The 26,535-nt window shown below is 64.0% G+C and carries 26 protein-coding genes; 13 read left to right on the top strand and 13 right to left on the bottom strand.

Annotated elements, in window-relative coordinates; translation table 11 throughout:
* Positions 1–45 precede the first annotated feature (45 nt).
* Entirely contained in the window at positions 46–1,209 is a 1,164-nt protein-coding gene (locus tag AB4Y35_RS22755) for an ATP-binding protein (protein ID WP_368706024.1), read from the top strand.
* Here AB4Y35_RS22755 and AB4Y35_RS22750 read toward each other — a convergent pair.
* Together AB4Y35_RS22750 and AB4Y35_RS22745 are read right to left on the bottom strand one after the other, a co-directional pair.
* On the bottom strand, positions 1,182–3,770 hold the full coding sequence (locus AB4Y35_RS22750) for a hybrid sensor histidine kinase/response regulator (RefSeq protein ID WP_368706023.1): 2,589 nt from the start codon (positions 3,768–3,770) through the stop codon (positions 1,182–1,184). The genes AB4Y35_RS22755 and AB4Y35_RS22750 overlap by 28 nt on opposite strands.
* A gap of 28 nt (positions 3,771–3,798) precedes the next feature.
* Positions 3,799–4,836, bottom strand: a complete 1,038-nt coding sequence (locus AB4Y35_RS22745) for a 3-oxoacyl-[acyl-carrier-protein] synthase III C-terminal domain-containing protein (protein WP_368706022.1) — start codon at positions 4,834–4,836, stop codon at positions 3,799–3,801.
* 435 nt (positions 4,837–5,271) lie between these two features.
* On the opposite strand from AB4Y35_RS22745, the gene AB4Y35_RS22740 reads away from it, so the two are divergent.
* Positions 5,272–6,144: a GyrI-like domain-containing protein gene (locus AB4Y35_RS22740; protein ID WP_368706021.1), complete on the top strand. Its 873-nt coding sequence runs from the start codon at positions 5,272–5,274 to the stop codon at positions 6,142–6,144.
* Between the two features lie 81 nt (positions 6,145–6,225).
* Here the strand turns inward: AB4Y35_RS22740 and AB4Y35_RS22735 are convergent, their stop codons facing one another.
* Positions 6,226–7,470: an NAD(P)/FAD-dependent oxidoreductase gene (locus tag AB4Y35_RS22735; RefSeq protein ID WP_368706020.1), complete on the bottom strand. Its 1,245-nt coding sequence runs from the start codon at positions 7,468–7,470 to the stop codon at positions 6,226–6,228.
* Positions 7,471–7,501: 31 nt separating this feature from the next.
* On the bottom strand, positions 7,502–8,299 hold the full coding sequence (locus tag AB4Y35_RS22730; RefSeq protein ID WP_368706019.1) for an ABC transporter substrate-binding protein: 798 nt from the start codon (positions 8,297–8,299) through the stop codon (positions 7,502–7,504).
* Positions 8,300–8,467: 168 nt separating this feature from the next.
* Here AB4Y35_RS22730 and AB4Y35_RS22725 point away from each other — a divergent pair, with 168 nt between their 5' ends.
* Positions 8,468–9,436, top strand: a complete 969-nt coding sequence (locus tag AB4Y35_RS22725) for an ornithine cyclodeaminase family protein (protein WP_368706139.1) — start codon at positions 8,468–8,470, stop codon at positions 9,434–9,436.
* Positions 9,437–9,540: 104 nt separating this feature from the next.
* A complete protein-coding gene (locus AB4Y35_RS22720) occupies positions 9,541–10,188 on the top strand; it encodes a transcriptional regulator (RefSeq protein ID WP_368694874.1) in 648 nt (215 codons plus the stop codon).
* Between the two features lie 18 nt (positions 10,189–10,206).
* Here the strand turns inward: AB4Y35_RS22720 and AB4Y35_RS22715 are convergent, their stop codons facing one another.
* From AB4Y35_RS22715 to AB4Y35_RS22700, 4 genes are all read right to left on the bottom strand, one after another.
* Complete coding sequence (locus tag AB4Y35_RS22715) at positions 10,207–12,015, bottom strand: SLC13 family permease (RefSeq protein WP_368706018.1); 1,809 nt, start codon at positions 12,013–12,015, stop codon at positions 10,207–10,209.
* Between the two features lie 52 nt (positions 12,016–12,067).
* Positions 12,068–13,729 (bottom strand): gamma-glutamyltransferase, encoded by a 1,662-nt coding sequence (gene ggt, locus AB4Y35_RS22710; RefSeq protein ID WP_368706017.1) that lies wholly within the window; start codon positions 13,727–13,729, stop codon positions 12,068–12,070.
* 69 nt (positions 13,730–13,798) lie between these two features.
* Positions 13,799–14,017: an EmrB/QacA subfamily drug resistance transporter gene (locus AB4Y35_RS22705; protein WP_069262417.1), complete on the bottom strand. Its 219-nt coding sequence runs from the start codon at positions 14,015–14,017 to the stop codon at positions 13,799–13,801.
* Positions 14,018–14,027: 10 nt separating this feature from the next.
* Complete coding sequence (locus tag AB4Y35_RS22700) at positions 14,028–15,662, bottom strand: L-lactate permease (protein WP_368706016.1); 1,635 nt, start codon at positions 15,660–15,662, stop codon at positions 14,028–14,030.
* A gap of 540 nt (positions 15,663–16,202) precedes the next feature.
* Here AB4Y35_RS22700 and AB4Y35_RS22695 point away from each other — a divergent pair.
* The gene (locus tag AB4Y35_RS22695) at positions 16,203–16,481 is read left to right on the top strand and encodes a hypothetical protein (RefSeq protein WP_368687873.1); all 279 of its coding nucleotides are present in this window, start codon (positions 16,203–16,205) and stop codon (positions 16,479–16,481) included.
* A gap of 42 nt (positions 16,482–16,523) precedes the next feature.
* Here AB4Y35_RS22695 and AB4Y35_RS22690 read toward each other — a convergent pair whose 3' ends face one another.
* Positions 16,524–16,787 carry a hypothetical protein gene (locus AB4Y35_RS22690; protein WP_368706015.1) on the bottom strand — a complete coding sequence of 88 codons (264 nt, stop codon included), beginning with the start codon at positions 16,785–16,787 and terminating at the stop codon, positions 16,524–16,526.
* Between the two features lie 276 nt (positions 16,788–17,063).
* On the opposite strand from AB4Y35_RS22690, the gene AB4Y35_RS22685 reads away from it, so the two are divergent.
* Complete coding sequence (locus AB4Y35_RS22685; RefSeq protein ID WP_342921661.1) at positions 17,064–17,279, top strand: hypothetical protein; 216 nt, start codon at positions 17,064–17,066, stop codon at positions 17,277–17,279.
* 286 nt (positions 17,280–17,565) lie between these two features.
* Complete coding sequence (locus AB4Y35_RS22680; RefSeq protein ID WP_368706014.1) at positions 17,566–18,501, top strand: GGDEF domain-containing protein; 936 nt, start codon at positions 17,566–17,568, stop codon at positions 18,499–18,501.
* 41 nt (positions 18,502–18,542) lie between these two features.
* Here AB4Y35_RS22680 and AB4Y35_RS22675 read toward each other — a convergent pair whose 3' ends face one another.
* Entirely contained in the window at positions 18,543–18,722 is a 180-nt protein-coding gene (locus AB4Y35_RS22675) for a hypothetical protein (protein ID WP_368706013.1), read from the bottom strand.
* 84 nt (positions 18,723–18,806) lie between these two features.
* Entirely contained in the window at positions 18,807–19,796 is a 990-nt protein-coding gene (locus AB4Y35_RS22670) for a GlxA family transcriptional regulator (RefSeq protein ID WP_368706012.1), read from the bottom strand.
* Between the two features lie 106 nt (positions 19,797–19,902).
* On the opposite strand from AB4Y35_RS22670, the gene AB4Y35_RS22665 reads away from it, so the two are divergent.
* Complete coding sequence (locus tag AB4Y35_RS22665; protein ID WP_368706011.1) at positions 19,903–20,436, top strand: 4-oxalocrotonate tautomerase family protein; 534 nt, start codon at positions 19,903–19,905, stop codon at positions 20,434–20,436.
* A gap of 75 nt (positions 20,437–20,511) precedes the next feature.
* Here the strand turns inward: AB4Y35_RS22665 and AB4Y35_RS22660 are convergent, their stop codons facing one another.
* Positions 20,512–20,835: a DUF4148 domain-containing protein gene (locus tag AB4Y35_RS22660; protein ID WP_368706010.1), complete on the bottom strand. Its 324-nt coding sequence runs from the start codon at positions 20,833–20,835 to the stop codon at positions 20,512–20,514.
* Positions 20,836–21,290: 455 nt separating this feature from the next.
* Between AB4Y35_RS22660 and AB4Y35_RS22655 the strand changes: the two genes are divergently transcribed.
* The 5 genes from AB4Y35_RS22655 to AB4Y35_RS22635 all read left to right on the top strand — a co-directional run bounded on the left by AB4Y35_RS22655 (position 21,291) and on the right by AB4Y35_RS22635 (position 25,836).
* The gene (locus tag AB4Y35_RS22655) at positions 21,291–21,767 is read left to right on the top strand and encodes a MarR family winged helix-turn-helix transcriptional regulator (protein WP_368706009.1); all 477 of its coding nucleotides are present in this window, start codon (positions 21,291–21,293) and stop codon (positions 21,765–21,767) included.
* Between the two features lie 49 nt (positions 21,768–21,816).
* A complete protein-coding gene (locus tag AB4Y35_RS22650) occupies positions 21,817–22,809 on the top strand; it encodes a carbon-nitrogen hydrolase family protein (RefSeq protein ID WP_368706008.1) in 993 nt (330 codons plus the stop codon).
* Between the two features lie 82 nt (positions 22,810–22,891).
* The gene (locus tag AB4Y35_RS22645) at positions 22,892–23,827 is read left to right on the top strand and encodes an NAD(P)H-binding protein (RefSeq protein WP_368706007.1); all 936 of its coding nucleotides are present in this window, start codon (positions 22,892–22,894) and stop codon (positions 23,825–23,827) included.
* A 153-nt stretch (positions 23,828–23,980) separates the two neighbouring features.
* Positions 23,981–25,339, top strand: a complete 1,359-nt coding sequence (locus AB4Y35_RS22640; protein ID WP_368706006.1) for an epoxide hydrolase family protein — start codon at positions 23,981–23,983, stop codon at positions 25,337–25,339.
* Between the two features lie 68 nt (positions 25,340–25,407).
* Positions 25,408–25,836 carry a hypothetical protein gene (locus tag AB4Y35_RS22635; protein WP_368706005.1) on the top strand — a complete coding sequence of 143 codons (429 nt, stop codon included), beginning with the start codon at positions 25,408–25,410 and terminating at the stop codon, positions 25,834–25,836.
* A gap of 32 nt (positions 25,837–25,868) precedes the next feature.
* Here AB4Y35_RS22635 and AB4Y35_RS22630 read toward each other — a convergent pair whose 3' ends face one another.
* Positions 25,869–26,495, bottom strand: coding sequence for a LysE family translocator (locus AB4Y35_RS22630; protein WP_368706004.1), 627 nt, complete (start codon positions 26,493–26,495; stop codon positions 25,869–25,871).
* Positions 26,496–26,535: the final 40 nt, after the last annotated feature.

Here is a 26,535-nt window from a genome sequence, read left to right as displayed (position 1 = left end):
ATAAGTGCGTGCTATGCTGGCGTCACGCGACTTGCCCAAACCCACATGCATAAGCCGTTGTCCATTCTTTTCGTCGATGACGACGAGATGTCTCGCACCCACTTCGCACGCGCCGTCCAGGGGCTTTATCCGGTTCATCTCGCGCGCAACGCAGACGAAGCCATCGAGGTACTCGAGGAGCACGGCGCGGACATCGCAGTCCTGGTGACCGACTTCCGCATGCCGGTCAACAATGGCGATCAGCTGTTGCGCGAAGCCGCCCAACGCTATCCCCGCATCGTGCGGATTCTGGTGACCGCTTACGCCGACAAGGACATGCTGTTGCGTACGGTGAATACCGGAGGCGTCTTTCGCATCATCGAAAAGCCGCTGCGGATCGAAACGGTACGCGAGACGCTGCGCGAGGCGATTGCGCAGTGGACCGAGCGTGAAACGCGTCAGCATCAGTTGCTGGCGATGGATGAAACGCTTGCGTTCCTCGCGCACGAGTTGAACACGCCTTTGGCGACGATCGCACTGATTGCGCAAACCATCGAAAACGGCAGTGCCGGCGCGTCCGATCCGATGCCGCAGAGCAAGGTCGCCGATGCGGCAACCTCGATGCTCGCCAATGCGCAGTACTGCATGACGCTGATCTCTTCCTTCTGGGCGAGCTTGCATAAAAGCGGTGGCGCGCAGTCTATTTCGCGCGCTGGCGCACGGGAAGTGCGAGCGACGCGCCTGATTGCCACCCTGCTCGACACTTACCCGTTCTCAGCCTCGCAGCGCGACTGGATCACGGTTGACGTGCAGGACGATTTCATCGTGCGTGCCATGCCCAATTGCGTGACGCTCGTCCTTTCTTCGTTGCTGTCGAACGCCCTGCGCGCGCTCAGCCGCACGCCCCGCCCTGCGTTGCGCATTGAAGTGCTCGACACGCTCGAACCGCAGATCCGCGTGCGCGACAACGGTCCGGGCATTGCCCCCGAAATCAAGGCGCGACTCTTGCGGGACCCCATCACGACTCACGCCGAAGAAGGTGGCCACGGCATGGGCATGATCTTCTGCAACCGCATCATGCGATCTTTTGGCGGCGGCCTGGAAATCGACTCCACCGTGGGTGTCGGGACGACCGTCACCATGCGCTTTGGCACCCGCAAGGAACGCGCGCAAGCCACTGACGCGCAACGGCCGCTCGAGCCTCAGTCCTCGCTCGACACGCCCGGCTGATCGACCGGGCTTATCGCCGCCACAAAATATTGATGCAGCGCGTCGGCCGAGCGGTTTCCCAGCGCGGTGGTCTGGTCGAACCAGTCGGTCTCGTCCGGCCATTGGCCATCGAGGACCCGCGGATAGATCTGCTTCACATACAGGTGCAGCGCTTTCGCGCCGATATTCCCGCTGATGCCTAAAAGCACGTGTAGCGTCGCGTGGACTGCCCGGATGTCACCGGCCTCCACACTGGTTGCAAGCTGCGCCAGTAGCGAGCGGATTTGCGCAATGCCCTTGAGGAAGGTCTGATCCAGCATGTCGAGCGACGCCAGTTCGTCGAGGTGTGCCTCATCGAGCAGGTCGTTCTCCGCGATCGCCGGCCGATTCGCAGGCCGGTTTGCAACCCGCATGACCGGCACTGCCGGCCGCTCGCGTTTCTCCGGCGCGCTCGCCACGCGCGAGTGTGCAAACTGCCGCGCGAGACAGGCATAGAGCACACCGACCTGCACCGGTTTCGTCATGACTTCGTTCATGCCCGCCGCGAGACAGGCCCTGACTGCCGCCATATCGGACTGGCCGGTGAGGGCCACGATAGGCAGCTCGCCATACTCCTCCACGCGGGCGCGAATCCACGCCGCCGTCTCCACGCCGCCCATGCCGGGCATGTTCATGTCCATCACGATGGCGTCGACATTGCCGCCGCCCTGCAGGCGCGCCAGCACGCCCTGTCCGTTTTCCGCCTCCACGACGCTGGCGCCACAACGCTCCAGATAGCTCTTCGCGACCATCCGGCTGTAGGTGTCGTCGTCGGCGACGAGAATCGTCTTGCCCGCGAATCCGTCGAAGCGCGGGTGGCGCAAATGGCGATCGCCGCTTTCCATGAGTTTCTGCAGCGTACTCACCAGTTCCACCATGCGTATGGACTTGCTGATCGTTGCGTCCATGCCGGCACCCTTCGCGAGCACGCGAGCCAGGTTGTGAGCTTCGGCCGTATAACCGACCACAAGCAGGCCCCCGCCAGCCAGGTCGGCGTCGGAACGGATCTTCTCCGTGGTCGTGTAGCCGTCGAGACCCGGCATGTTGATGTCCATCAGGACGAGATCGTAGGCGGCGCTCTCTCGAAGGAGCGTCAGCGCGCGTTCACCGCTCTCCGCTTCGACGACCCGGGCGCCCACCCCCGCAAACGCATGGCAGACTTTCTCGCGTATCACCGCGTCATCATCCACGAACAGGATCGCCTTACCGCTGAAGAACTCCGTGGCGCGCGCGAGTAGCGTCTGCCGGTAGGCCGCGATTTCGCTCTCCGGTATGGCAGGAAACTCGAGCGTAAACTGGGTGAATCGGCCGGCTTCCGAGCGGCACTCGATCGTGCCGCCGAACGAGCGCATCGCACGCTGGCAGTAGGCAAGCCCCAAACCCGTGCCGGCAGCATTTCCCTGGGTGCGGAAAGGCTCGAACAGATGGGACATCATCTCGGCTGCGATGCCCGGTCCCGTGTCGTGAACGATCACCTTGTTCCGGTCGACGGTCAGCGTGAGTGTTGCCGTGGGATGCGCCGCCATGTGATGCAGCGCATTCTTGATCAGATTGAACAAGGTAAACAGATAGACGGTCTCGTCGACCTTGAAGGTAAAGTCTTCGAGGACCATCAGTTTCACGCGGCCGCGCTCTTTCCTGCCGCCGAAGCCGTACTCGTCGAGCGCCTTGCGTGTCGCCTCCGCCGCGCTCGCATAGTTGAGATTGTCCGACTGCATGGGCTTGGCGCTGACTTCATCGAGCGTCATCGCGATGATTCTGAGCCCGCGATCGATCGCCAGCTGTCCGTGCGCAACGTGCTGCGAGAGCGAAGCCACTGCATCGACGGGCAACGCCGGCGAGGGCTTCGAATCGGCCATCGCGGGCAGCGCCTCCTCGACGCGATCGAGCACGTACCTGAGCTGGCTGAGCGGATTCCGCATTTCATGGGCGATCGTGCCCGCAAGCGCCCGAAGTGCGCCGTTCTTGGCCTGCGCCGTGATCCCCCGCATGTTGCTGTAGCTGAACGTGAGGCCCGCGCTGATGCCGAACGCGAAAACCGGCAGATAGGTGTAGAGCAGCAAATGGCCGTCGACGTGCAAGGACTCCGGCGTGACGATCCACGCGCAGAGGATGGCGAGGCCAACCCCGAGGGCGAGATTCAGCGCCAGCGCGACAAACGACGGAAAAATCGCGATCAGGAAAAACATCATCCCGACTTCCGCCATCGACCAGATCATCGAATAGTGGCCGGTGATCAGGTAGTAGGTGAAAAAGAACGGTAGCGTATAGGCTACCGTCAGGAAGTAATACCACGGCAGGAAAGGCACTGCTGCTGCGGGCCAGAAGCGGCGCAGCAGCAACAGCAGACAGGCGAGCGCGCCGATCACGCGCATCAGCGTGCTTTCATTGGGCTGGGGGTCGATGTAGGTCCACCACAACCAGTACAGCGGATGGCCGATGGTCCCGATGACGCCCACCGCCAGCACGCTAAGGTCCGACAACCCATATGCGTCGCGAACCCGCTGCATCAGATAGCGAACGCCTCCTGCAATGCCTTTCATATCGTTCTCAATAGACTGATACCGAGCCTCAGAACAGGAAGCTGCTCACGTTGAACGACATGCCGGCGCTGCCGACCCAGCACAGCGCCCTGTCGCCCCGCTTCAGCTTCCCGGTCTCCTTGGCCATTGAAATCGCGGCCGGAATCGAGGCGGAAACGAGATTTCCGGTATCCGGATAGATGTGATACATCTTATCGTCGATGCCTGCCTTCACGCCGTAGCCGTGCCACGCGGCCTTGGAGGAGGCGTGCGTAAACACGATGTCGATGTCCTTTTTGGGAACGGCCAGTCTGGAGAAGACTTCGGTAAGCTCATCTGAATTTTTGTGCAGTTCGTGGCCGAACGAGGTAAACCGCATTTCGCCGTTCTTGCCGATACGGTCGGTGGGATGGCAATACCCCTCGTAGCCAGGAATCGGAATCGTGCACAGGTCCGAGACATCGGGCTTGCCGCGAAATGCAAAGCTGAAGTTATCCGGCTCCTTCGCGACCACCAGCGTGGCCGTCGCCGCTTCGCCTATCGTAAACGACGGCAGCGTGTATTCGACCTGGGCGTGATGCTTGAGCGCGAAATTCGAAGGATAGAGCGGCCCCCCTGCGAGCATATTGAATTCGGCATTGACGATCATCGCGTTCTTATACTGGCCGGTCTTGAAGAGACTGTCGACGATCGACATGGCCCGCGTCCAGCTCATGCAGGCATCCACCACATCGAAGCATTCGGCATTGCCAAAGCCGAGCGTGCTCGCCATCATGTGGCTGTTGCCCGGCTCGAGAAACCCGCGACCGATGCCGACGAAAATGAACAGTTCGATGTGCTCCGGCCTCAGATAGGTTTCCGATAAGACCTTGCGCGTCGCCATCGCAACGTGATCGATGGGCGACTCATGGCTGTCGCACCAACGACGATGGACCAGCCCGCTCCGGTCGAGCAGCGTCTTGATGGTTCGCGCGGTCCTGTCGATGTCGCCATCGAAAGCCGTAGAGTGGGAGCGGATCATATCGACGACTTCTTCGTTCGTGACGACCCTCGAGGGAAGACTGACTGCGACGTTCTTGATAAGCATAGAGAATCCGTGAATCGCGAAAAGATGGATGGGTAAAGGTCTCGCGCGTGTGGCACGCGGATACCTGGACACCAGATATCCGGCCGGACGGCCCCCGTACGTTAGCGCCCCCACCGTTTATCACGAATTCCCCCCCTTCCCTACGCGTTGACTTTCAGCGGCCGGGTCTCGAGCGCCCGGGGTTCGTCGCCATGCTCCCGGGAACCTGCCTCCCTCCCATTCTTTCAATTCAGCTTCTGGCGACCTGAGCCATTCGGCGACGGCTCAGGCTTCACGACTCATGTTCGGCGCATACTTTGCGGGAATGATCCCGAACGGAATATCGGCAACAGTGAGTGGAACTTGAGCGTCGGGAAATCGAGCAAGCGCGGCTAGGCGCGATGCTTCAACCTTGAGCGACCATAACGCCTGTCGCACCAACCAGATAGCCAGACCATGCAAGCTCACGTTGACGCCACTCGCACTTACACGAAGCGCTTCGATGCCGTACTCGCCTACATCGACATGAATCTCGATGGGGATCTCTCAGTGGAAACGCTAAGTCGCGTCGCGAACTTCTCGAAGTTCCATTTTCATCGGCAGTTCGCCGCCTATGTGGGCGTGCCAGTTGCACGCTTCGTGCAACTGATGCGTCTGCGCAAGGCTGCACAACGCCTGGCTTCACGTGAGTTCTGTTCGGTGCTCGATGCCGCGCTCGACGCGGGCTTCGACAGCCCCGAAGCCTTCAGCCGCGCTTTCAGGCGCGCGTTTGGCACGTCGCCGAGTTCGTTTCGCGAGCATCCGAACTGGCAGATCTGGAGCGCGACTTTTGTCGTCCCTTATTTTTCGAGGAAACTCACCATGCAAGTCCAGATTGTCGATTTTTCAGAAACGCGCGTCGCCGCACTCGAACATTGCGGCCCTACCGGGCTCGTCAACGAGAGCGCGCGCAAGTTCATTGACTGGCGCAAGCAAAGCGGGCAATCCCCGGTGGCGTCGAGCAGAACGTTCGGCATTCCGCGCAATAACCCGGACACGACGCCGGGAGAGGCATTTCGCTTCGACATCTGCGGCGAGATCGACGAACCGGTCGCATCGAATGGCTACGGTATCCGCGAACTCGTCATTCCGGGCGGCCGATGTGCCGTGGTCCGGCATACCGGATCGACGGACCACGTCGGCGAGACGATCTATCCGATCTATCGCGACTGGCTGCCCGCAAGCGGAGAAGAACTGCGCGACCACCCGCTGTTCTTTCACTACCTGAGTGTGTTTCCGGAAACGCCGCAGGACGAGTGGCAGACCGACATCTACATACCGCTTGTGTAACTGGTGGCGGTCGAGCGCGGCGACCCGCGGCGTCCATCGGGTCGCCGCGGTCCGGGCCGCTACCGGCTCAACACACGTCTCTTAGCCAAACCGCGCGGGCCAATACGGCGTGGGATCGATGAACGGCGTTTCGCCGACGATCTGCTCGGCAACGAGGCGCGCCGTGACCGGCCCGAGCGTGAGGCCATGATGATTGTGACCGAACGCGAACCACAGCCCCGCATGACGCGGCGCAGGCCCGAGCAGCGGGCGCATGTCGGGCGTGCACGGGCGCAAGCCCATCCACGGCGTTTCGTCCAGCCGCGCGCCGAGGCCGAACACGGGACGCGCCTCGCGCTCGGCGGCGTCGAGCTGCGCATAGTTGGGCGGACGCTCGCGCGTAGCAAGCTCGACGCCCGTGGTCAGACGCAGGCCGCGACGCATCGGCGCGACCACGTAACCGCCTTCGATATCCACCACCGGACGCACGAGCGGCGCACGCGCCTCGCTCGCGTAGTGCATGTGATAGCCGCGCTTGACCATGAGCGGCACGCGGTAGCCAAGCGGCTGCGTCACGAGATCCGACCATGGGCCGAGCGCCACGACCGCAAGCCCGGCGCGCACCGGTCCCGCGTCGGTCTGCACTCGCCAGCCCTTGCCGTCGGGCATCAGCGTGCGCGCATCGCCCTGTGCAAATGCACCGCCTTCACGCAGGAATAGTTGCGCATAACCCTTCGTCAGCGCGCCAGGATCCGCCACGCTCGCGGGATCGATCCAGTGAATCGCGCCCGCATAGCCCGCGTTGAGTGAAGGCTCCAGTGCGATGAGGCCCGGCGCGTCGAACATCTGCACATGCAGGCCATGGGCGTCGGCCACGCCCTGCGCCGTGTGCATTTCTCGCTCGAAGCCGATGGGCGAGCGCCACGCTTCGAGCCAGCCGACGGGCCGCACAATGTCACGCAAGCCCGCGCGCGCGATCAGCGCGTCGTGCTCGGCCACGCTGCGCTCGATGAGCGGCAGCATGTCGCGCGCGGCGTGTGCGAGGCGCGCCGGCGACGACTCGCGCCAGAACGACGCGAGCCAGCGCGCGTAGGCGGGCAACGAGCGCACGTCGTAGCGCAGCACGGTCGAGTCGTTGCGCACGAGGCGCAGCAGCGTGCGCCAGTCGCGCGGGAAACCATACGGCACGACCGACGACGACTCGATCAACCCCGCGTTGCCATGGCTCGTTTCCTCGCCGGGCCCGCGCCGGTCGACCAGCGTGACCTGCACGCCGCGCGCCTGCAGATGCAGCGCGACGCTCACGCCCACGATGCCCGCCCCGAGAACGATCGCGCTCTGGCTCATGAATCGGCTCTGGAGTCCAAAGTCATCGGCATCACTTCGCGACGATATCGCGGCCGAAGTACTTCATCGACAGCTTCGTGAGCGTCCCGTCCTGGCGCAGCGAATCGATCGCGGCCACCACCTTCGCCTTGAGCGCCGCGTCGTCCTTGCGCATGCCGAAGCCCGTGCCTTCGCCGAGCGTGGTCGGGTCCTTGAGCGGCGCGCCCGCGAATTCGAAGCCCTTGCCCTGCGGTTTCGAGAGGAAGCCGTCGGTGGCAGTCTGCACTTCCTGCACCGCGCCGTCCAGGCGCCCGGCCGCGAGGTCAGCAAAAATCTGGTCCTGGTTCTCGTAGGTGACGACGTTCACGCCCTGCGTGCCCCAGTGCTTGCGCACATAGTCTTCCTGCGTCGAGCCTTGCAGCACGCCAACCGACTTGCCCTTCAGGCTCGCGGGCGTGGGTTGCAGACCCGAGCCGCGCTTCGCGACCATCTGGATCGGCATCACGTAGATGGCGGGCGTGAAGGCGATTTGCTGACGTCGCTTGTCGGTGATGTTCATGGCCGAATTGATGACGTCGAACTTGCGCGCCTCGAGCGCGGCGATCAGACCGTCGAAGCTGTTCTCCACCCACACGCACTTCATCTGCAGTTTCTGGCACACCGCGTTGCCAATATCGATGTCGAAGCCTTGCAGATCGCCCGAAGGCGTCTTGCTCTCGAACGGCGGATAGGACGCCTCCACGCCGAAGCGCAGCGTTTTCGGGTCCTGCGCGTGCGCCGCGCCCGCCGTCATGCCCGCCAGGCACGCAAGGCTGGCCGCCGCCGCAAAGCGAATCATCTTCCTGTTCATCGTCGTCACCCAATTCGTAATAAGTGTCTGTTCACGTGTGTTGCGCTTCGTGCGGCGCCCTTTCACGATGGCCGCGGCCGCAGGAGGAATATAGACGAAAAATAAAAATAAAGTCTAGAATGGACAAAAATGTCTACACCGCGACTCCGGAGCCTTAACATGAACGAGATGTCCCAAGCCAGCGCCGCGCCGCTCGTCGTCGACGCCGCCCAGGTGCGCGACGCCCTGCCCAGCCTCGACGTGCGCGGCGAACTGGCCCGCCTGTTCGCCTCGCTCGGCCGCGGCGACGCCGTGCAGCCGCCGCAAACCCTCACGCTGTTCCCGAAGCAGGCCGGCGACTTCATCACCTATCTCGGCGTGCTCGCCGAAGCGGGCGTGTTCGGCGCGAAGCTCTCGCCGTACATCGCGGGCGCCGAAGGCCAGCCGCCCATCATCACCGCATGGACCGCGCTGATGTCGATGAAAACGGGCCAGCCGCTCATGTGGTGCGACTCGGCGCTGCTCACCACCGAGCGCACCGCGGGCACCACGGCGCTCGCCGTCGACCAGCTCGCGCCTCGCGACGCGAAGCGCCTGGCCGTGATCGGCTCGGGCGCGGTCGCGCTGGCGCATCTTCGTCACGTTGCGCCGCTGCGCGCGTGGGAGAGCATTCGCGTGTTTTCGCCGAAGCTCGCCGGCGACGCACAACGCCAGGCCGAACTGCACGCGCTGGACGCACGGACCAGCGTGGCGCAGACGGCCGAAGCCTGCGTGCACGACGCCGACGTGGCGATGCTGTGCACCTCGTCGGGCAAGCCCGTGCTCGCGCTGGACATGCTCACGAAACCCACGCTCATCACCTCGATCAGCACGAACGCCGCACACGCGCACGAGATCGATCCGGCCGCGCTGCCCTCGCTCGACGTGTACTGCGACTATCGCCACACCACGCCGCAAAGCGCGGGCGAAATGGTGCTGGCCGCGCGCGAGCACGGCTGGTCGCCCGATGCGATCGCGGGCGATCTCGCGGAACTCGCCAACGACGCGTGCCCGCGACCGGCGTACGCGCGCCATGCCTTCTTCCGCTCGATCGGTCTTGGCCTCGAAGACATGGCCGTCGCGAACGCGCTGTATATGCATCTGCAAAGCGCACGTTGATGCCCGTTGATACGCGGCGCCGACTGGACGCAGTATCATCGATGTCCTTTCTGCCGCCACCCGGTCCCAGTCCGATGCCGAAACGAGAAGACGAGAAAACCCGCGTGAAGAAAACCGCGAGCCCGAAGTCCGCGCGCGACCTGCTGCTCGCGCGCTACGCGCACGTGGCGGACAGCATCACCACGCTGTTCTTTCCGTTCGCGGAGGTCGTGATTCACGACCTCTCGGACCAGACCGTGGCGTATCTCTCGAACAACCTCTCGAAGCGCGAGGTCGGCGACGACGCCGCGCTCGAAGACGTCGAGGAAACCACCCGCAACAAGCTGCTCGGCCCCTACGAGAAGGTGAACTGGGACGGCCGGCGCATGCGTTGCGTGAGCACGGCGCTGTTCGACGACGAAGGGCACGCGGCGGGTGTCATGTGCATCAACTTCAACATCGCCGCGTTCGACGACATGCAGGCCACGCTCAACCTCTTCCTGCGCGGCGCAGGCGTGATCGCACAGCCCGAGGAGCTATTCCGGGACGACTGGCAGGAGCGCATCAACACCTTTTTGCACGGCTGGCTGCGCGAGCGGCAGATCGCGCTCAACTCGCTCACGCGCGAGCACCGGCGCGAACTGGTCGAGGCGCTGCACGCCGAAGGCGCGTTCAAGGGCAAGAGTTCCGCCAACTATGTGGCGAAGGTGCTGGGCATGGGGCGCGCGACGGTCTACAAGCATCTGCGCGAAATGAAGGCGGACGCCGAATAGCGCGCAAGCCATGCCTGACTAGAAGCGCCAGTACAAGGGCGCAATGAACACGACCACGGCCATCGACCACGACACGATCAGCACGCCGATCTTCCAGTAGTCGCCGAACCCGTAGGCGCCCGGCCCGTACGTGACGATGTTCACCGGCGTGCTCATTGGCGTGAGGTGCGCTGCGCCCGCGCCCAGCGCGACCGCGATCAGGAACGGCGTCGCCGACACCCCGAGCTCCCGCGCCGTGGCAACGGCAATCGGCACGGTCACGAGCGCGGAAGAGTTGTTGGAGATGACCTGGGTCAGCACCGCGGCGACGACGAAGAGCCCCGCCATCACGGCGCGCGGGCCGCCGGAGCCGACGATCTGGATCACGTAGTCGCCAAGCAGATACGCGAGCCCGGTCTTCGACATCGCCGTGGCGAGCGGGATCAGCGCGCCGACCAGCACGCAGGTGTTCCAGTCGATGGAATACAGCTGGCTCAGCTTGATCACGCGTGTCAGCACCATCGCCGTCACGCAGATCAGCGTGGCCACCGCGGCCGGCACGACATTGGTCGCAAGCAGCACGACCAGCACGGCGAGGATGATGAGCGCTTCGCGTGCGCCGCGACTGAGCGCGACAGTCTGGCGCCGGACGGCTTGCGGCGGATCGACCATGAGGATCTGCGGGTCGGAGAAGTGCTTGTCCAGCGCCTCCCAGGTACCCCGGAACAGCAGATGGTCGCCGGCGAGCAGATGCGTGGAGGGTCCCGGCACGTCTTCCCCACCTCGTTGAACGGCGAGAACGATCAGGTCTCCTTCGTGCGTCGCCATGCCCGGAAACACGGCTTGACCAATCAACGCGGAGCGCTGCGGGATCACCACTTCGGCAAGGCCTGACGTACGGTTGAACAGCGCGTTGGTCACGGCCTGCGATTCACGGTACGGCTCGCGAATAGCGAGGTGCAGGTCGTTCGCCAGCCGCGCGACAACCTGCGCGTCGCCGCGCACCAGAAGGTGCTGTCCCTCGAGCGCGGCTTGCCCGCCCAGTTCCGCATCCTCTTCGTCCATGAGCCCGAGGACGCTGAGGCCCGGGTATTGCGACAGATCGATGTCGCCCACCGTCTTGCCGATGAACGGCGAGCCGGCACGCACGCGCAGCCGGCACACGTCGTCGGCCATGCGGTACTGCTCGACGAGCGTATGCGCATGCTGGCTGAAATCGGCCGGCAGCGATCCCGAACTGCGTTTGGGCAGCAAGAGCGGCCCCAGCACCAGAATGATGATGAGGCTGCCCGCGAAAAGCGGCAGGCCGACAATCGACCATTCGAAGAAGCGGATCGGCACGCCGCCCGCCGCATCGGCCGCGCTGGCCGCGATGACATTCACAGGACTGCCTAGCAGTGTGAGCTTGGCGCCGGTCAGGCACGCAATCGACACCGGCATCATCAGTTGGGAAGGCTCGAGCCGCGTGCGCACGCAGACGATGACCGCGATCGGCAACATCGCGACGACGGCGCCGTTCATGCCGATCAGCGCCGTCGAGATCGCGGACAGGATCAGCAGCGAAGCGATGAGCCGCTTCTGGCTCTGGCCGGCATGACGAATCAGCCACTGGCCCGCCCACGTGCCCACGCCGGTCGTCTCGAGGCCGATCCCCACGCCGAGCAGCGCGGCGATGAAGACGATGAGCGGATCGCCGAATCCGCCCAACGCCTCGTGCATCGTCAGCACGCCGGTGAGGTAGAGCGCGAGCAGCGACATGACGGCGACCACCGCCGCCGGCAGCTTGTTCCAGATGAACAGCACCATCGTTACGGCGAGGATGAGCGAGGTAACGATCATCGGGTTCATGTGTTCGACCCTTCGCGCGCGTCTGCCAGTCCGCAGTCAGTCGTCGCGGAAGCTAGTAGCCCAGCGCGGCGCCATCTCCGCGCGGATCGGCGCCGCCTTCATAAAAGCCCTGTTCGTGATCGACCCGGATCGCGTGCGCATGTCCCATGTTGTCGTTCCAGTGCGTGACCATCTGCACGGGCTGCCCCCGGCGTTTCAGTTCGCGCACGACTTCGTCGGAGATGCGTCCCTCGAGCGACATGTTGCGCGATTTGGTGCCCCAGGTACGGCCCATCAGCCAGCGCGGCGCCTCGATGGCCTGCTGCACGTCGTAGCCGAAGTCCACGATCCGCGTGACGAGCGCCGCCTGCGTCTGCGGCTGCCCTTCCCCGCCCATCGAACCGAACGCGAGGCAAGGCTTGCCGTCGCGCGACATCAGCGCCGGGATCAAGGTATGGAACGTTCGCTTGCCCGGCTGCAGGCTGTTCGGATGATGCTCGTCCAGCGAGAAGAACGCGCCGCGATTCTGCATGATGATGCCGGTGTCGCCACCCATCACCGCGCTGCCGAAGTCGTGATAAATCGACTGGATCAGCGACACGACCATGCCGTCCTTGTCGGAGGCGCAAAAGTAGCAGGTGTCGCCGTCCGGCGCGCGGCGCTCGTGCGGATGCTGATACGCAATGCCCGCGGGCACCGTTGCGATGTCGAGCGCACGCTCGGGGTTCAGCAGCTTGCGGCGCTCGTCGCAGTACGTCTTGGAGATCAGCTCGTCTACCGGTATCGCGACGAAGTTCGGGTCGGTCAGCCACTCTTCGCGGTCGGCAAACGCGATCTTCACCGCCTCGGCGAGGTGGTGATAGTAGTCCGCCGTGCCATCGCCCCACGCGGTGACGTCGTAGCCCTCGATCAGGTTCAGGATTTGCAGCGGCGTGAAGCCTTGCGTGTTCGGCGGCAGTTCATACACCGTGTTGCCCCGGTACGTCGTGCTGATCGGCGTCACCCATTGCGCGTGGTACGCGGCGAAGTCGTCCGCCTGCAGCGGCGAGCCCGCCTGACCGATCGCGCCGCAAATGCGCGCGGCGAGATCGCCTTCGTAAAGTCCCGCCCGCGCGCCGTGATCGGCGAGATGCTGAAGCGAGCGGGCGAGCGCACCCTGCACGAGCCGTTCGCCGTCCGCCGGCACGCGGCCGCCCGGCAGGAAAATCGCCGCGGTTTCGGGATATTTCGTGAGGATCGGCACGTCCTGCACCGTCCAGTCCGCGAGCGAGCGGCTCACCGGCACGCCGTCGCGCGCGTAGCCGATCGCAGGCGCAAACAGCTCCGCCCACGTCAGCCGCCCAAAGCGCTCGTGGGCGAGCCGCCAGCCATCGATCGCGCCCGGCACGGTGAGCACGGCCTGCGGCCCGCGCGCCGCGATTTCGTCGGCGCCGGCGCTGCCTCGATAGCGCGCCAGTGTGGCTTGCTGCGCAGCGGGTCCGCTCGCATTGATGGCATACACCTGCTCGCTCTTGCCGTCGGCGATCAGCCAGAATCCGTCGCCGCCCAGTCCCGCCATGTGCGGGTAGGCGACGCACAGCACGGCATTCGCGGCAATCGCGGCATCGACTGCCGTGCCGCCGCGTTGAAGCATGGTTAGGCCGGCCTGGCTGGCGAGATAGTGAGGGGTCGACACCATCCCTTGCGGTGCGCGGGTGGGCGGCCGACCGGTGCGAGGGCCGTTTGGATGACTCATGATGAATGCGCTCCCGTGATGTTGATCCGGCAAAGCGACACGCTTGAACGCGCGAAACCGACGAATCAATCAGGAAGCCCGATCGTCGAATTCGACGCCCGCGTCCCTGACCTTGTCTTTGGAGTGGTCCATGAAGCGCGTGATGATAGGCAACGCGCCGCCGGCAATCACGCATAGCAGGCCGAGGCTCAGCAGCAGCGTGTTACCGGTGGTCGCGCCCCTGCTGGTGAGTGGAAAGGCCAGGAACATCAGGATCAGCGCCACCGTTTCTGCCACGAGCTTGTCCATGCCGATGACCTCACGCGAGCATGACGAGAACAATCGTGCCTATCCCCGTGAGGATGGCCACGATGATCGTCCACGGGATGGCGAGTTTCATGACCGCGCCTTCCTGCCCCTTGATACCGGTGATGCTGGTGCCCAGCACGATATTCGCGGGGCCGATCGCATTCCCGTAGGCGCTGCCTGCGGCCTGCGCCGCCACGATCGCCTCCACGGGCAGCGAATGCAAATGCGCCACGTCGCTCTGCAAGCCGCCGAACAGGACGTTCGATGCGGTGCTGCTCGACGTCATGAACGCGCCAAGCGCGCCAATCACACTGGCAATGCCCGCGTAGACGAGCGGCGGCGACGCGTCGGCAATACCGTGCGCGAGCACCATGGTCTGGCCGCTGTGATCGAGAACCCGGCTCGTCACGAGGAACGCGATGACGGGCAGCGACGCTGGCACGCCATCCACAATGAGCGAACGCCCGAGGTTCTCCTTGCCATGACGCGACTGCCACGCCCCGTAGTAGCCATTCGCGCGATACACGATCCACACGATGATGGCCGATATCAGCAGCATCGTGCCCGGATGGGTAAACGGCGCGAACGGCGCATAACGCACGACCGCCGCGTTCGTCACGCCGAAGCCTGTGGTCACTTCGGGAAACGGCAGACCGATACGGAATTGCCGCAAGGTGTTATTCAGCGGATCGATGAGCAAAATACCCAGCGTGACGACCGTGAGCACGACATACGGCAGAAAGGCCATGCCGATGCTCATCACCGGCTCGCTCGCATCCGCCTGGGTGCGGACCGCCGTTTCGTCCATTGCGGGCCGCAGCGGCACGTCGGCTTGCGGAACCGGCTCGCTGAAACGGCGCCAGCGCGAGAGCGGGTACAGCGAGATCATCGCAATGGCCGCTGCGAGAAACGTGGAAAGCTCCGGACTCAGGAACGCAAAAATCAGCTGGCCGAAGCCGAGTATGGTGCCGAGAATCAGGACGAGCGGCCAGGCATGACGCACTGCGGCCCAGCGTCCGTACAGCCACACGATCAGCAGCCCGCCAAAGTAGGTGGGAATCAGCAGGAGCAGCGACGATTCGAACGCGGCCCGCGTCACGTCCTGCACATCCGCCACCTGCAAGGTCGCCAGCCAGCCGACACCAAGCGTGCCGAAGAACCGGGCCCATGCATGCGCAATGATCGATATGGCGGCGGCGTAAACGGGTCTCACGCCGATTGCGAGCAGCAGCGGAGCCACAACGGCAATCGGCGCGCCGAACCCGGCGATGCCTTGAAGAAACGATGAAAATACCCAGCCGAGCCCAAGAATGACGAACAATTCATTTCGGCTAAAGCGGGAAATCCCTTGACGAAGGGCGTCGTATCCACCGGCCTGTTTGGTGATCTGGTAGAGCAGCAATGCCGGCCACATGACATACAGGATGAATATGGCGTCCCATACGCCCTTCGCGCTTGCGACGGTCAATGTCCCAAGTGGAGTGCGGAATGCGAAAAAGGCGATCAACCCCGCCACGAACATTGCACCCGGACCCGCCTCGGGCGCGCGCCAGCGCAGCGGCACGAGAAAGACAAGCAGCGCGACGATGGAAAGTGTTGCCAGAATCCAGTGAATCAGATCGACCGGAATTGATGTCTCAGCCATCTCCTTCCCTCATACCGACAAAGTCTCCGCTGACGTTGGGAGATTCGGCCTGGAAATCGATTTAACTGATGATAGTCGCTTTTGTTTAAGCCGCAAGACAAAAATCCAGCGACTTATTTCGTTGTGCAACATTTTTCCGATTTGAGTGGCTTATCCTCTCCTTGAAAATTATTTCGTTATTTAACGTCGTTCTCAACCGATTACCGATTTTCGAAAAAAGACAATGATTGCGCCCGCAATGAAACATCGGCATTTCCGCAGGCGGGACATCCCACCCGTTGGGATGCCGTTCGCGCGCCACTACCAGGTTTGCTAATGCGATCGACCGTCGCGTGACACATCAACCCTGCAAGCGAATTGGGGATCAAGTGCAAACGCCCGGGTTATTTTTCCGCGCCGGCGAAATAGCTGACGCACGCCGCTCCGAAAAGCACGGCTTTCGGACACGCCTATGTTGGTGACTGCCGGCTCGCCCCGGGCGTATGCTGAATCGTGACGAGTTGCGGCATCGAGCTCGTCGGTTCCACGGATACGGCGGCGATGGACGATAAAGTCAACGCGTTGGAAGGCAGTGACTACCTGCTGAGGCTTGCAGTCCTTCGAATGCAGGTGGTCGATCTCTGGTCCGGCGAAAAGACACGCGTGCGGTCCGATCTGTCGAAATTCATCAACTTCGTCGAGGCGCAACTGCCTGACGACCTACGCGTTCAAAGCGCCTGCAACATCGCCCGATCGCTGGTCGTGCTGGAGCGGCCATTTTGCGCGCTCCTTCGCATCGAGTTGCTGCTTGCCCAGTTTGGGCACTTCGCTGACTCCTGACTCATGCCCGGAGCGTGGCGGCACTGACGCAGGAATGGCCGTTTAGGCCGCCGGCCACCGTCCGCGCCCTCCGCACGAAAGGCTGCGCTGTTGCGCGACCTCGCGTCTGAGCAGATCGCGGTGCAGCGTCATGGTCTGCATGATGTCGCGCATGACGCAAAGCAAATCTTCTCCTGCCACGCTGGCGGTGCCGTGATCCCGCTGACGCTGGACGCATGCCGTGAGCACCGCCAGCCTGTGGCGAGCTTCCGCGAGGTGAAGGTCTGCGGTAAGAAGCTCGAGCTCCTCGGCCGATGGGTCGTTCATGATGCCCCTCTCCGGATTCGCCGCAATCGGCCGCAACGAATGGCAAGGCTGGCACCGCGACCACCCCAGTATATGCCTCGCACGAGAAACTATCGCTGTACAAATGAAGGCGGGGGCGTAGTATGAAAACATCCGTCGACTGCGACCGATCCCGCCGCTCCTCCTGCTGCCACTTCTCAGGGATCGCGCCGCTCCCCTCCATCGCAGACCACGAATGCCGCCGGCCGAAGACTCGGACGGCGTGCGGATTCTTCACTGGGATTCAGGGAGCGAACTATGCGTTCAGATCCAGACCGGTTTCATATCGATCCAACGCCACGCCGGGCGGATGGGGAATACATGGCGCACGCGCGCATCAGCACCAGCCGTATCGATGGGAGCGAGTGCGAAGTCCACTCCAGCGGCGATCTCGCGGGATTCGACGCGCGCGAGGATGCCATTGCCTTTGCGGAGAACTGGGCACGGCAATGGCTGGATGCCCGCTTTGGCTAGGCGGTCCCATCGGCTGCTCCGCGCATTTGCCGCTCCGCCGCCTGCTCGAGTTGGGGCCACGCCAGGCTAAAGGAAATCCCGGCCGTGTCGTTATACCGGGGGCGAATCCAAATGTTCCTGAATGGTGATGGTCGCTGGCATGCCGTACACGGGAAGAACCCGATTTCTCGAGAAACGACGCAGTTTTCGGGACGCCACAGAACTGCGTCTATTCCTCGAGAGTGCGGCGGAGAGTTCACGTCATCTCGCTGTGGCGGTCCAACTCTTCGGGCTGGTGTCATGGCTCATGTCCCGGGCATTCGCGAATCCCCATGCGCACTTCGATGTGCCGGGCACGCTGGCAGCCGCCAGCGGCATCCTCCTCGCGATGGGCATGACCTACGCCTCACGGGGACTGCGAATGGATGCGCTGGGCCGGTTCGCATGCGCAGCGTTCGTGGCGCTGGCGTTTCACTCCAATATGCCCGGCACCGGCAATCCCGCGTTCTGGGTGCTGCCGATCGGCGTGGCGATCAACGTGGGCATGGCCCCGGTGATCTCCGGGTATTTCAACTATCTCGCAAGCGCACTGACTGTCTGGCTGATCATCTCCCACGGCGAGGTGGTCGCGCTGATGTCCTCACAGGACCGCAACTGGATCTTGCTGTTTGCGCTCGCCGCCCTTGCGCTCGGCCTCCTGCTCAATCTCCTGTTCACACAGGAGCGGAAAAGGACATTTCTGGTTCAGCGCGAACTGGCGCGGCTCGCATTCAGGGACACGCTCACCGGGATTGCGAATCGCCGAAGCTTCATGCTGGAGGTCAATGAGTGTCAGGACCGCCGGTCTAGCGAGGAATTCTGGCTATTGCTCATCGATGTCGACGATTTCAAGCAGATCAACGACACCGCCGGGCACGACGCCGGCGACGAGGTCCTGGCCGCCGTGGCGCGAGCCATCGAAGAAGGCGCCAGCCCGCACTTTTGCGGCCGCCTTGGCGGCGAGGAGTTCGGCGTGATCTTTTCGGGCAACCAGCAAAGCGCCGAAACCCTCGCACGTGAGATCTGCGAAGCGTTGGCGACGGCGCGAATTTCCGGACACAGGGTAACAGTCAGTATCGGGGTCTCGAGCATCTCGGAGCTAATCGGTGTACCTGAAACGTTTCGGCTCGCCGACCGTGCGCTCTACGAAGCGAAACGGCAAGGCAAAAACCGATGCGTCCTTGCCGAACCGGAGTCGTGGTGACGCGCGTCACCGGACGAGCTTCGATGTCCCCCCCCGCCGGACTAGCCAATCAGACGTGCGGCCGTGCGGACCACCTCCTCGACGAAGACGTTGATCGCTGGGTGGTTGCGTTCGCCGCGCCGCGTTGTCGCGAGCGCCATCGACAGCACGTCTTCGGCGAGCGGCACGACACCGACGCTTTCCTGTTTGTCGCCGACGACGAGCGACAGATCGTCGATCAACGCGATGTCCGCTCGCCAGGAACGCAGCGCCGAGAGCCCGTCGCCGGACACGGCACGACCGCATCGCGGCCCGGCGCGATGCTTTTAGCGGGACGCACGCGAGAAACGCAACTGATACTCGCGCGGCGAGAGACCCGTTTTACGCTTGAACAGCACGCGAAACGAACCCGGATCGGCGTAACCGACGCGGTCGCTGAGGTTTTCGAGCGCGATGGGCCGGGATTCCAGCAACTGTTTCGCCACTTCGATGCGAAGATTCTGCAGATATTCGAGTGGCGCGAGGCCCGTGGCCTGCTTGAAGCGGCGGTTCAGCGTCCGCTCGCTCACGGCGAGCCACGTGGCAAGCTCGCTTAACCGGAACCCTTCGGCAATCGTCGCTTCCATGCGCTGCTGCGCCCGGGCGATGAGGGGATCCGTGTGACCGTGCTCGTCGACCAGCGTCGAATAGGATGCCTGATCAATTCGATTGACGTCGATCAGCAAGGATCTCGCCGTCACGGCAGCGAGCTTTTCGTCGGCGAGCAATTCCACGAGCCGTATCGCGAGGTTGAGATATGAGGTGACCGCGCCGCTGGAAATGATGCGGTCCTGCCCGGTCAGGACCTCGCGCGCCCGCAGCTCGACGGCCGGATAACGGCGCGCGAAATCGGCCGCCTTCGCCCAGTGCGTGGTGGCGACCCGCCCGTCCAGCAGGCCCGCCTCGGCAAGCAGATAGTTGCCGGTGCAGTAGGCCGCCAGCACGGCGCCGGCCTTGTGCTGGCAGCGCAGCGCCCTCGAGAGCTTGTCGATCCGCTCGCGGTGGCCGATGAACTCGTCCATGTCGGCGAAAAACGGCGCCGTGAGCAGGATGGCGTGCGCGCCTTTGCGTCCGTCGATCTTGCCGTCCACCGCGATGGTCTGCCCCGACGCCGCCCTCACCGTCTGCCCGTCGAGGGATTCGACGCGCCATGCGAAACGCCACGCGCCATGGCCTCCGCGTGCACCCAGTTGATTGGCGGCGTTGAAAACGTCGATGGGGCCGGCCACGCCGGAGGCCAGAATGCCGTCGTAAACCCAGATGCGGATCGTGATCATTGGTGTGTCCGATATGCCTTCAATAATGGCGATCTTGCCACTTCCTCGCTAGCCGGTAAAGCCGCATGATCGTCCCATCCCAACACCTGATCGACGGAGTAGCGCCATGCCCATGATCGACGCACTGTGGCCCGAAGACGCCCTGACACCCGAAGCCGAAGCCGGGCTCGTCAAGGAACTCACCAACATTCTGATCCACGCGGAAGGCTACGATCCCGGCAACCGCATCGCGCAGGGCGTGACCGTGCTCTATCTGCACCGGCCGGCCGCCGTCTATGTCGCCGGGGAGCCCTCGCCGCTGCCGCGCTACCGCATCGTTCCTTCGGCGCCGGAAGGTCAGTACACCGATGCTTCCCGCAAGGCGCTCGTCAGGGCCGTGACCGAAGCCGTGGCCCGCGCCGAGAACCGTCCCCTCGAAGACGTGGCGCCGCGCGTGTGGGTTTTCCCGACCGAGATTCCGGACGGCACGTGGGGCAGCCGCGGCAGCATCTGGACGTTGCCCGACATTCACGCCCTGCTCGAAGGTGAAGCCGAACGCGGCGTGGGCGCGACGCGACTCGCGCGCCGACGCCGCGAAAAAGCGCGTACCACGCTCGCGGCAGCGCTCGACGCGGCATCGACGGGGCACACTGACGAGTAACGGCGAAAGGCTCTTCGCAAGCGAAGAGCCTCTCAATGGCGACGGCCCGCAGGGCCGCGCGCGCGACAAGCATCGTTAATGCGCGTAGACCGGACCGAGCCCGGGCGTATCCTGCCGGGACGAAACCGTCGCCGCACCGGCGCCTCCCGCCGACGAGCCGTCCGCCACGCCGCCAAATCCCGAAGCCACCGCGCCGTTCTGCGCGCTCACGCGCGCCTCGGCGGCCTGAATTTCCTGCGGATAGTTCGCATAGTCGGCGGTAGGGTTGTAGCCGGCCTTCTCCAGCTGGACGAGTTCCGCGCGAACCTGTGCACGCGTGAGCGGCTCGCTGGGTTGCGCGAAGGAAACAACCGGAACGGCGACGATAGCGGCAACGACCAGCGACTTGATGAGTTTCATGGGATCACCTGCAAGCAAAGTATTGGGTCAGACCACGGTTGCGTGGCACGTGCATCCAGTCGCCCCGACGTCTGCTTTGCGACACCGCCGACTGGCATGGACGTATTTGAAACCCTCAACGTATCCGGCTTGTTTCCGTGAACCCCGGCTTTTGCAAGCCTCCTTGTCCTTTGGCGCGATGGATACACCACGATACAAAGTCCGCAAGATCGCTGCGTGCCGTTCGGGTCGGCGCGCCTGTCTCAATCGTCTGAATGTTGCGGATGCCGGGCTAGTGCGTGCGGCGCGCCGTTCCTGGCGACCCCGCACGGGTTTTGTATCCCCATGTATCTGGCGGCCGCGTGGAAACAGGCACATACACAAAGGCGGGCCGCCCGACACGTGCGGGATACATCGGCACGCTTCAATACGTCAACCGGGCGAACCGCCCTGCACGAACCCTGGAGTCGCGAAACATGTCCTGTATCGAAGCTGTTCCGCGCAGCACCGAAGCATCGGCCAGCGTGAGCGCGCAGATCGCCCGCCACTGCCTGCTGACGCGCACCCGGCAGATCGCACGCGTGCTGACCGGCCTTTACGACGAAGCGCTGCGCCCGCTCGGCATCAGCTCATCGCAGCTTTCGCTGCTCGTGCTCGTCGCGGAGTACGGCCCCTTGAGCCGCGCCGCGCTCGGGCGCAAGAATCATCACGACCGCACGACGCTCACGCGTAACCTGCAGCCGCTCATCGCCCATGGCTGGGTCGCCGATGGCGAGCCTGGCGGCGACGGCCGCAGCCGTGCGCTCTCGGTCACGCAAGCGGGCCGCGCGCTGCTTCAGACCGCCGGGCCGGCGTGGTCCACCGCGCAACAGCGCGCCGCCGGCGTGCTCGGCCTGGAAGGCGCGAGCGCGCTCATGAACATCGCGGCGGATCTGTCGTCAGCCACCATCTGAATTTTTTTCGTCGTCAATGTTGCATATGCAACGCCATCAGGAGCCTGCAATGAAAGTCGTCAAAGCCGCCGCCGTCCAGATCAGCCCCGTGCTCTACAGCCGCGAGGCAACGGTTGCCAAGGTCGTGCAGAAGATTCTCGAACTCGGCCGCAAGGGCGTGCAGTTCGCCACGTTCCCCGAGACCGTGGTGCCGTATTACCCGTACTTTTCCGCGGTGCAAACGCCCATGCAGTTGCTCGCGGGCACCGAGCATCTGCGGCTGCTCGAACAGTCCGTGACGGTGCCCTCGCCCGCCACCGATGCGATCGGCGAGGCCGCACGGCAGGCGGGCGTGGTGGTCTCCATCGGCGTGAACGAGCGCGACGGCGGCACCATCTACAACACGCAACTGCTGTTCGACGCCGACGGCACGCTGATCCAGCGCCGCCGCAAGATCACGCCCACCCATTTCGAGCGCATGATCTGGGGCCAGGGCGACGGCTCGGGCTTGCGCGCCGTGGACAGCAAGGTGGGCCGCATTGGCCAGCTCGCCTGCTTCGAGCACAACAACCCGCTCGCGCGCTATGCGATGATCGCCGACGGTGAGCAGATCCATTCGGCCATGTATCCGGGCTCGGCCTTCGGCGAAGGCTTCGCGCAACGCATGGAAATCAATATCCGCCAGCACGCGCTGGAATCCGGCGCCTTCGTCGTGAACGCGACGGCATGGCTCGATGCCGACCAGCAGGCGCAGATCATGAAGGACACGGGCTGCGCGATCGGGCCGATCTCGGGCGGCTGCTTCACCACGATCGTCGCGCCGGACGGCTCGCTGATCGGCGAACCGCTGCGCGAGGGCGAAGGCGAAGTCATCGCCGACCTCGACTTCTCGCTGATCGACCGTCGCAAGATGCTGATGGACGCGGCCGGCCACTACAACCGTCCGGAACTGCTCAGCCTGCAGATCGACCGCACGCCGACGGCGAACGTTCACGAACGTGTGCAGCACGCCGCTGCGGCGACCGGAAACGACAGCGAGGAACCACGTACGATCGTTGCCTGAGAGCGCACTGCATCCGCTCTGGCTACTGCCTCTCTTTAAATGTGTATATACACTCTTTAGTGTTACGAAACAGGTAAGCGAAATGACCACTCAAACCCAGCATGACCGTCCGATTCTCGTCACGGGTGCGGCAGGCGCAATTGGCGCCGTCGGCCGCAGCATCACCGAAAACCTGCTTGCGAAGGGCCATCGCGTGCGCGCGCTGGTGCGCCGCGAGGACGCGCGCGCCGACGAACTGCGCCGCCTCGGCGCGCAGGTCGTGCTCGGCGATCTGACCGATCTCGATTCGATACACCGCGCCATGGAAGGCGTCTCGCGCCTCTACTTCGGCATGTCGGTGTCGCCCGCGTATCTCGAGGCGACGATCAATACCGCGGCCGTTGCGCGCCATCACGGCGTCGAAGCGTTCGTGAACATGTCGCAGATGACCGTCTCGCAGATGAGCATCACCGAAACCACCGACAGCGTGCAGCAAAAGCAGCATTGGCTCGCCGAGCAGGCGCTCGCCTGGTCGGGTCTGCCCGTCGTCACCGTGCGGCCCACGGTCTTTCTGGAGAGCTTCTTCCTGCTTCTCGCCGCGGAGGGCGTGCGCAAGCACGACGAACTCGTGCTGCCGATCGGCAACGGCCGCACCTCGCCGATTTCGTCGCTCGACGTCGCGCGTGCCGTCGCGGAGATCCTCGACAACCCGGCACCGCATATCGGCCAGGTCTACCACCTCACGGGCCTCGAATCCTGCGATATGGAGCACTATGCGCGCCTCTTCTCCGAGGTGCTGGGCCGCACGATCCGCTATCGCGACGTGCCCGTCGAGGCATGGGCTGCGAAGCTGGGCGAACTCGGGATCACCGCGCACGTCGTCAAGCATCTCGCGGTCATGGCCGAACTGCATGCGCAGGGCCGCTACGACCGCATGACCGACGACCTGCGCAAGCTCACGGATCAGGCGCCGATCGGCATGCGCGAGTTCGTGACGCGCCATGCTGCGGCATTTGCGAGCGGCGCGGCATCGGTCTGATGCGACGTTCGTTTGCGTGCCGGGACATCCGGCTCGAATCCCGTTGGCGAGCGATGCAAAACTGCAGCACATGCGCACGCCAGCACAACTACGCTTGGTATTGCGAAGCATCCCTATGCGCTCTGCCTCCAATACCAGAAAAACGGAGTACCTATGTCTGACGATTCTCTCATCCCGTCGCCGTCGCGCCGCCGCTTCATGGGCGCGACCGCGGCCGCCGTGGCGGCAGCCTCGCTGAGCCAGCTGGCGTTCTCGCAAACCCCGCAAGGCATCACCGAAGTCAAGTCCGCACCGAACGGCGACAAGACCGCGATTCGCCCGCTGCGCGTGCATGTGCCCGAAGCGCAGCTCGTGGATCTGCGACGCCGCATCAAGGCCACGCGCTGGCCCGACAAGGAAACCGTGAGCGACGATTCGCAAGGCGTGCCGCTCGCGATGATGCAGGAGGTCGCACGCCACTGGTCGACCGACTATGACTGGCGCCGCTGCGAGGCGAAACTAAACTCGCTGCCGAATTACATGACTGAAATCGATGGACTCGATATTCATTTCATTCATGTGCGCTCGAAACACGAGAATGCGATGCCGCTCATCGTTACGCATGGCTGGCCGGGCTCGGTCATCGAACAGTTCAAGATCATCGACCCGCTGACCAATCCCACGGCTTACGGCGCGAGCGCTTCCGACGCCTTTCATCTGGTGATTCCGTCGCTGCCGGGCTATGGCTTCTCGGCCAGGCCGACCGAGGTCGGGTGGGGTCCCGAGCGGACCGCGCGTGCGTGGGTCGTGCTGATGAAGCGCCTTGGCTACGAGAAGTTCGCGGCGCAAGGCGGCGATCTGGGCGGCATCGTCGCCAACGTGATGGCGAAGCAGGCGCCGCCGGAACTGCTCGGCATTCACGTGAATTTCCCGGCGACGATTCCGCCCGAAATCGCCAAGGCGCTGCAAGCCGGCTCGCCCCCGCCAGCCAGTCTCAGCGACGACGAAAAGCACGCCTACGAGCAGCTCGCGAGCGCAGCCAAATCGCGGCGCGCCTACGCGCTCGAACAGGGCACGCGCCCGCAAACGCTCTATGGGCTCTCGGATTCGCCGATCGCGCTGGCCAGCTGGCTGCTCGATCACGGCGACGGCTATATCCAGCCGGCTGCGGCACTCACCTCGGCCGTGTACGGGCGCGACGTCAACGGAGAATCGGCGGGCGCGATGACGCGCGACGACGTCCTCGACGACATCACGCTCTACTGGCTGACGAACACGGGCATCTCGGCCGCTCGCTTCTACTGGGAGTCGCACTTCAATTTCCTGGCCGCCGCCGACGTATCGGTGCCGGCCGCGGTGAGCGTCTTCCCACGCGAGAACTATCAGGCGCCGCGCAGCTGGACCGAACGCGCCTATCACGACCTCATCTACTACAACCGGCCCGACAAGGGCGGCCACTTTGCGGCGTGGGAACAGCCGCAACTGTTCGCACAAGAGGTGCGAGCGGGCTTGCGGCCGCTGCGCCAGTCATAGCGCGAGCCGTCTGTAAGGCGCCGGGACGCGACTCCCGGCGCCGACCTGAAACCGAAGGAACATCCGACATGAAATTCAACGACACTGCGCCTGTCTTGGCGCCCGAAAACACGCCGCCGCTCTGGCTGGCGAAACTGGCAGAAAATGCCACGCTGGAAGCGACCGTCCTGAAGCGTCCGATAGAGGGCCGCGCCGATATCCTTGCCGTGATCAGGCATGCCGTTTCTCTCTATGAGTTCCAGCATCACAGCTACAAGGGGGAAATCGGCAACAGCCTCTACATGGAGTCCTACCGATCGCAGATCCAGGGAGAACCGATCGAAACCGTGGTCGTCGCGCATCTGAACCAGAATGGCGAAACGGATTCGGTCGTCATCAACCATCGGCCGCTCGAGGCGGCGATGTTGTTTTCGGCACTGATGTGGGAGCGGGTAGACGAACGATTCCGCGACTACTATCTGAGCGGACCGGAAGCGGCGGCCATGAAAACGGCGTAGTTCGGCAAGCGGCGTAGAGCCGCCTGCGGCCGTCAATGCATGAAAGCAAATGCCTGCTCGGCAAACAGAATGACCGCTACCACGATCATCGTCGCGCCGGACAGCTGGCTCACCCTGCGGGCAGCCGTTGGCCGCGTGGTCAGAATGGCCTTCGAACCCACGCCGACGACGGAGTAAACCGACGCACAATTGATCATGTGCAGCAGACCCAGCGCGACGATCTGCGTGGAAACCGGCCACAAGGCATCGCGCCGCGTGAACTGCGGCAGGAGTGCGACGAACAACAGAATGGCCTTCGGGTTGAGACCGCTGATCGCGAAGCCGCGCAACGACCATCGCCACCGGCTGCTCTCCTCCTGCGCCTGTCCAACCGCGAGTTCCGATGGCCGCATGAATGTCCTGATGCCGAGCCAAACCAGGTAGGCCCCGCCAACGGCAGTCAGCACGGGAAGCACGCCGGGGACGCTCATCACCAGCGTTCCGACACCTGCGGCCACGATCAGCGTGATCGCGAGATAGCCGGCCAGCATGCCGACGACGGCAGGCGCGACGGCGCTGCCGCGCAGTCCCGCCGAAATCACATACGCCCAGTCGGCGCCGGGGACCATCACCAGCGAGATCGATACGATCCAGAACGCCGTCAACAAACTTGCTTCCACTTCTGCACTCGCTTCCTGTCAAGCGGGCGCCACCGCCCGA

Origin of the sequence: Paraburkholderia sp. EG286A, from assembly GCF_040965375.1 — a bacterium.
Classification (GTDB): Bacteria; Pseudomonadota; Gammaproteobacteria; order Burkholderiales; family Burkholderiaceae; genus Paraburkholderia.
The sequence above is the reverse complement of the archived record's forward strand: the minus strand, read 5'-3'. Positions and strand labels throughout refer to the sequence as shown.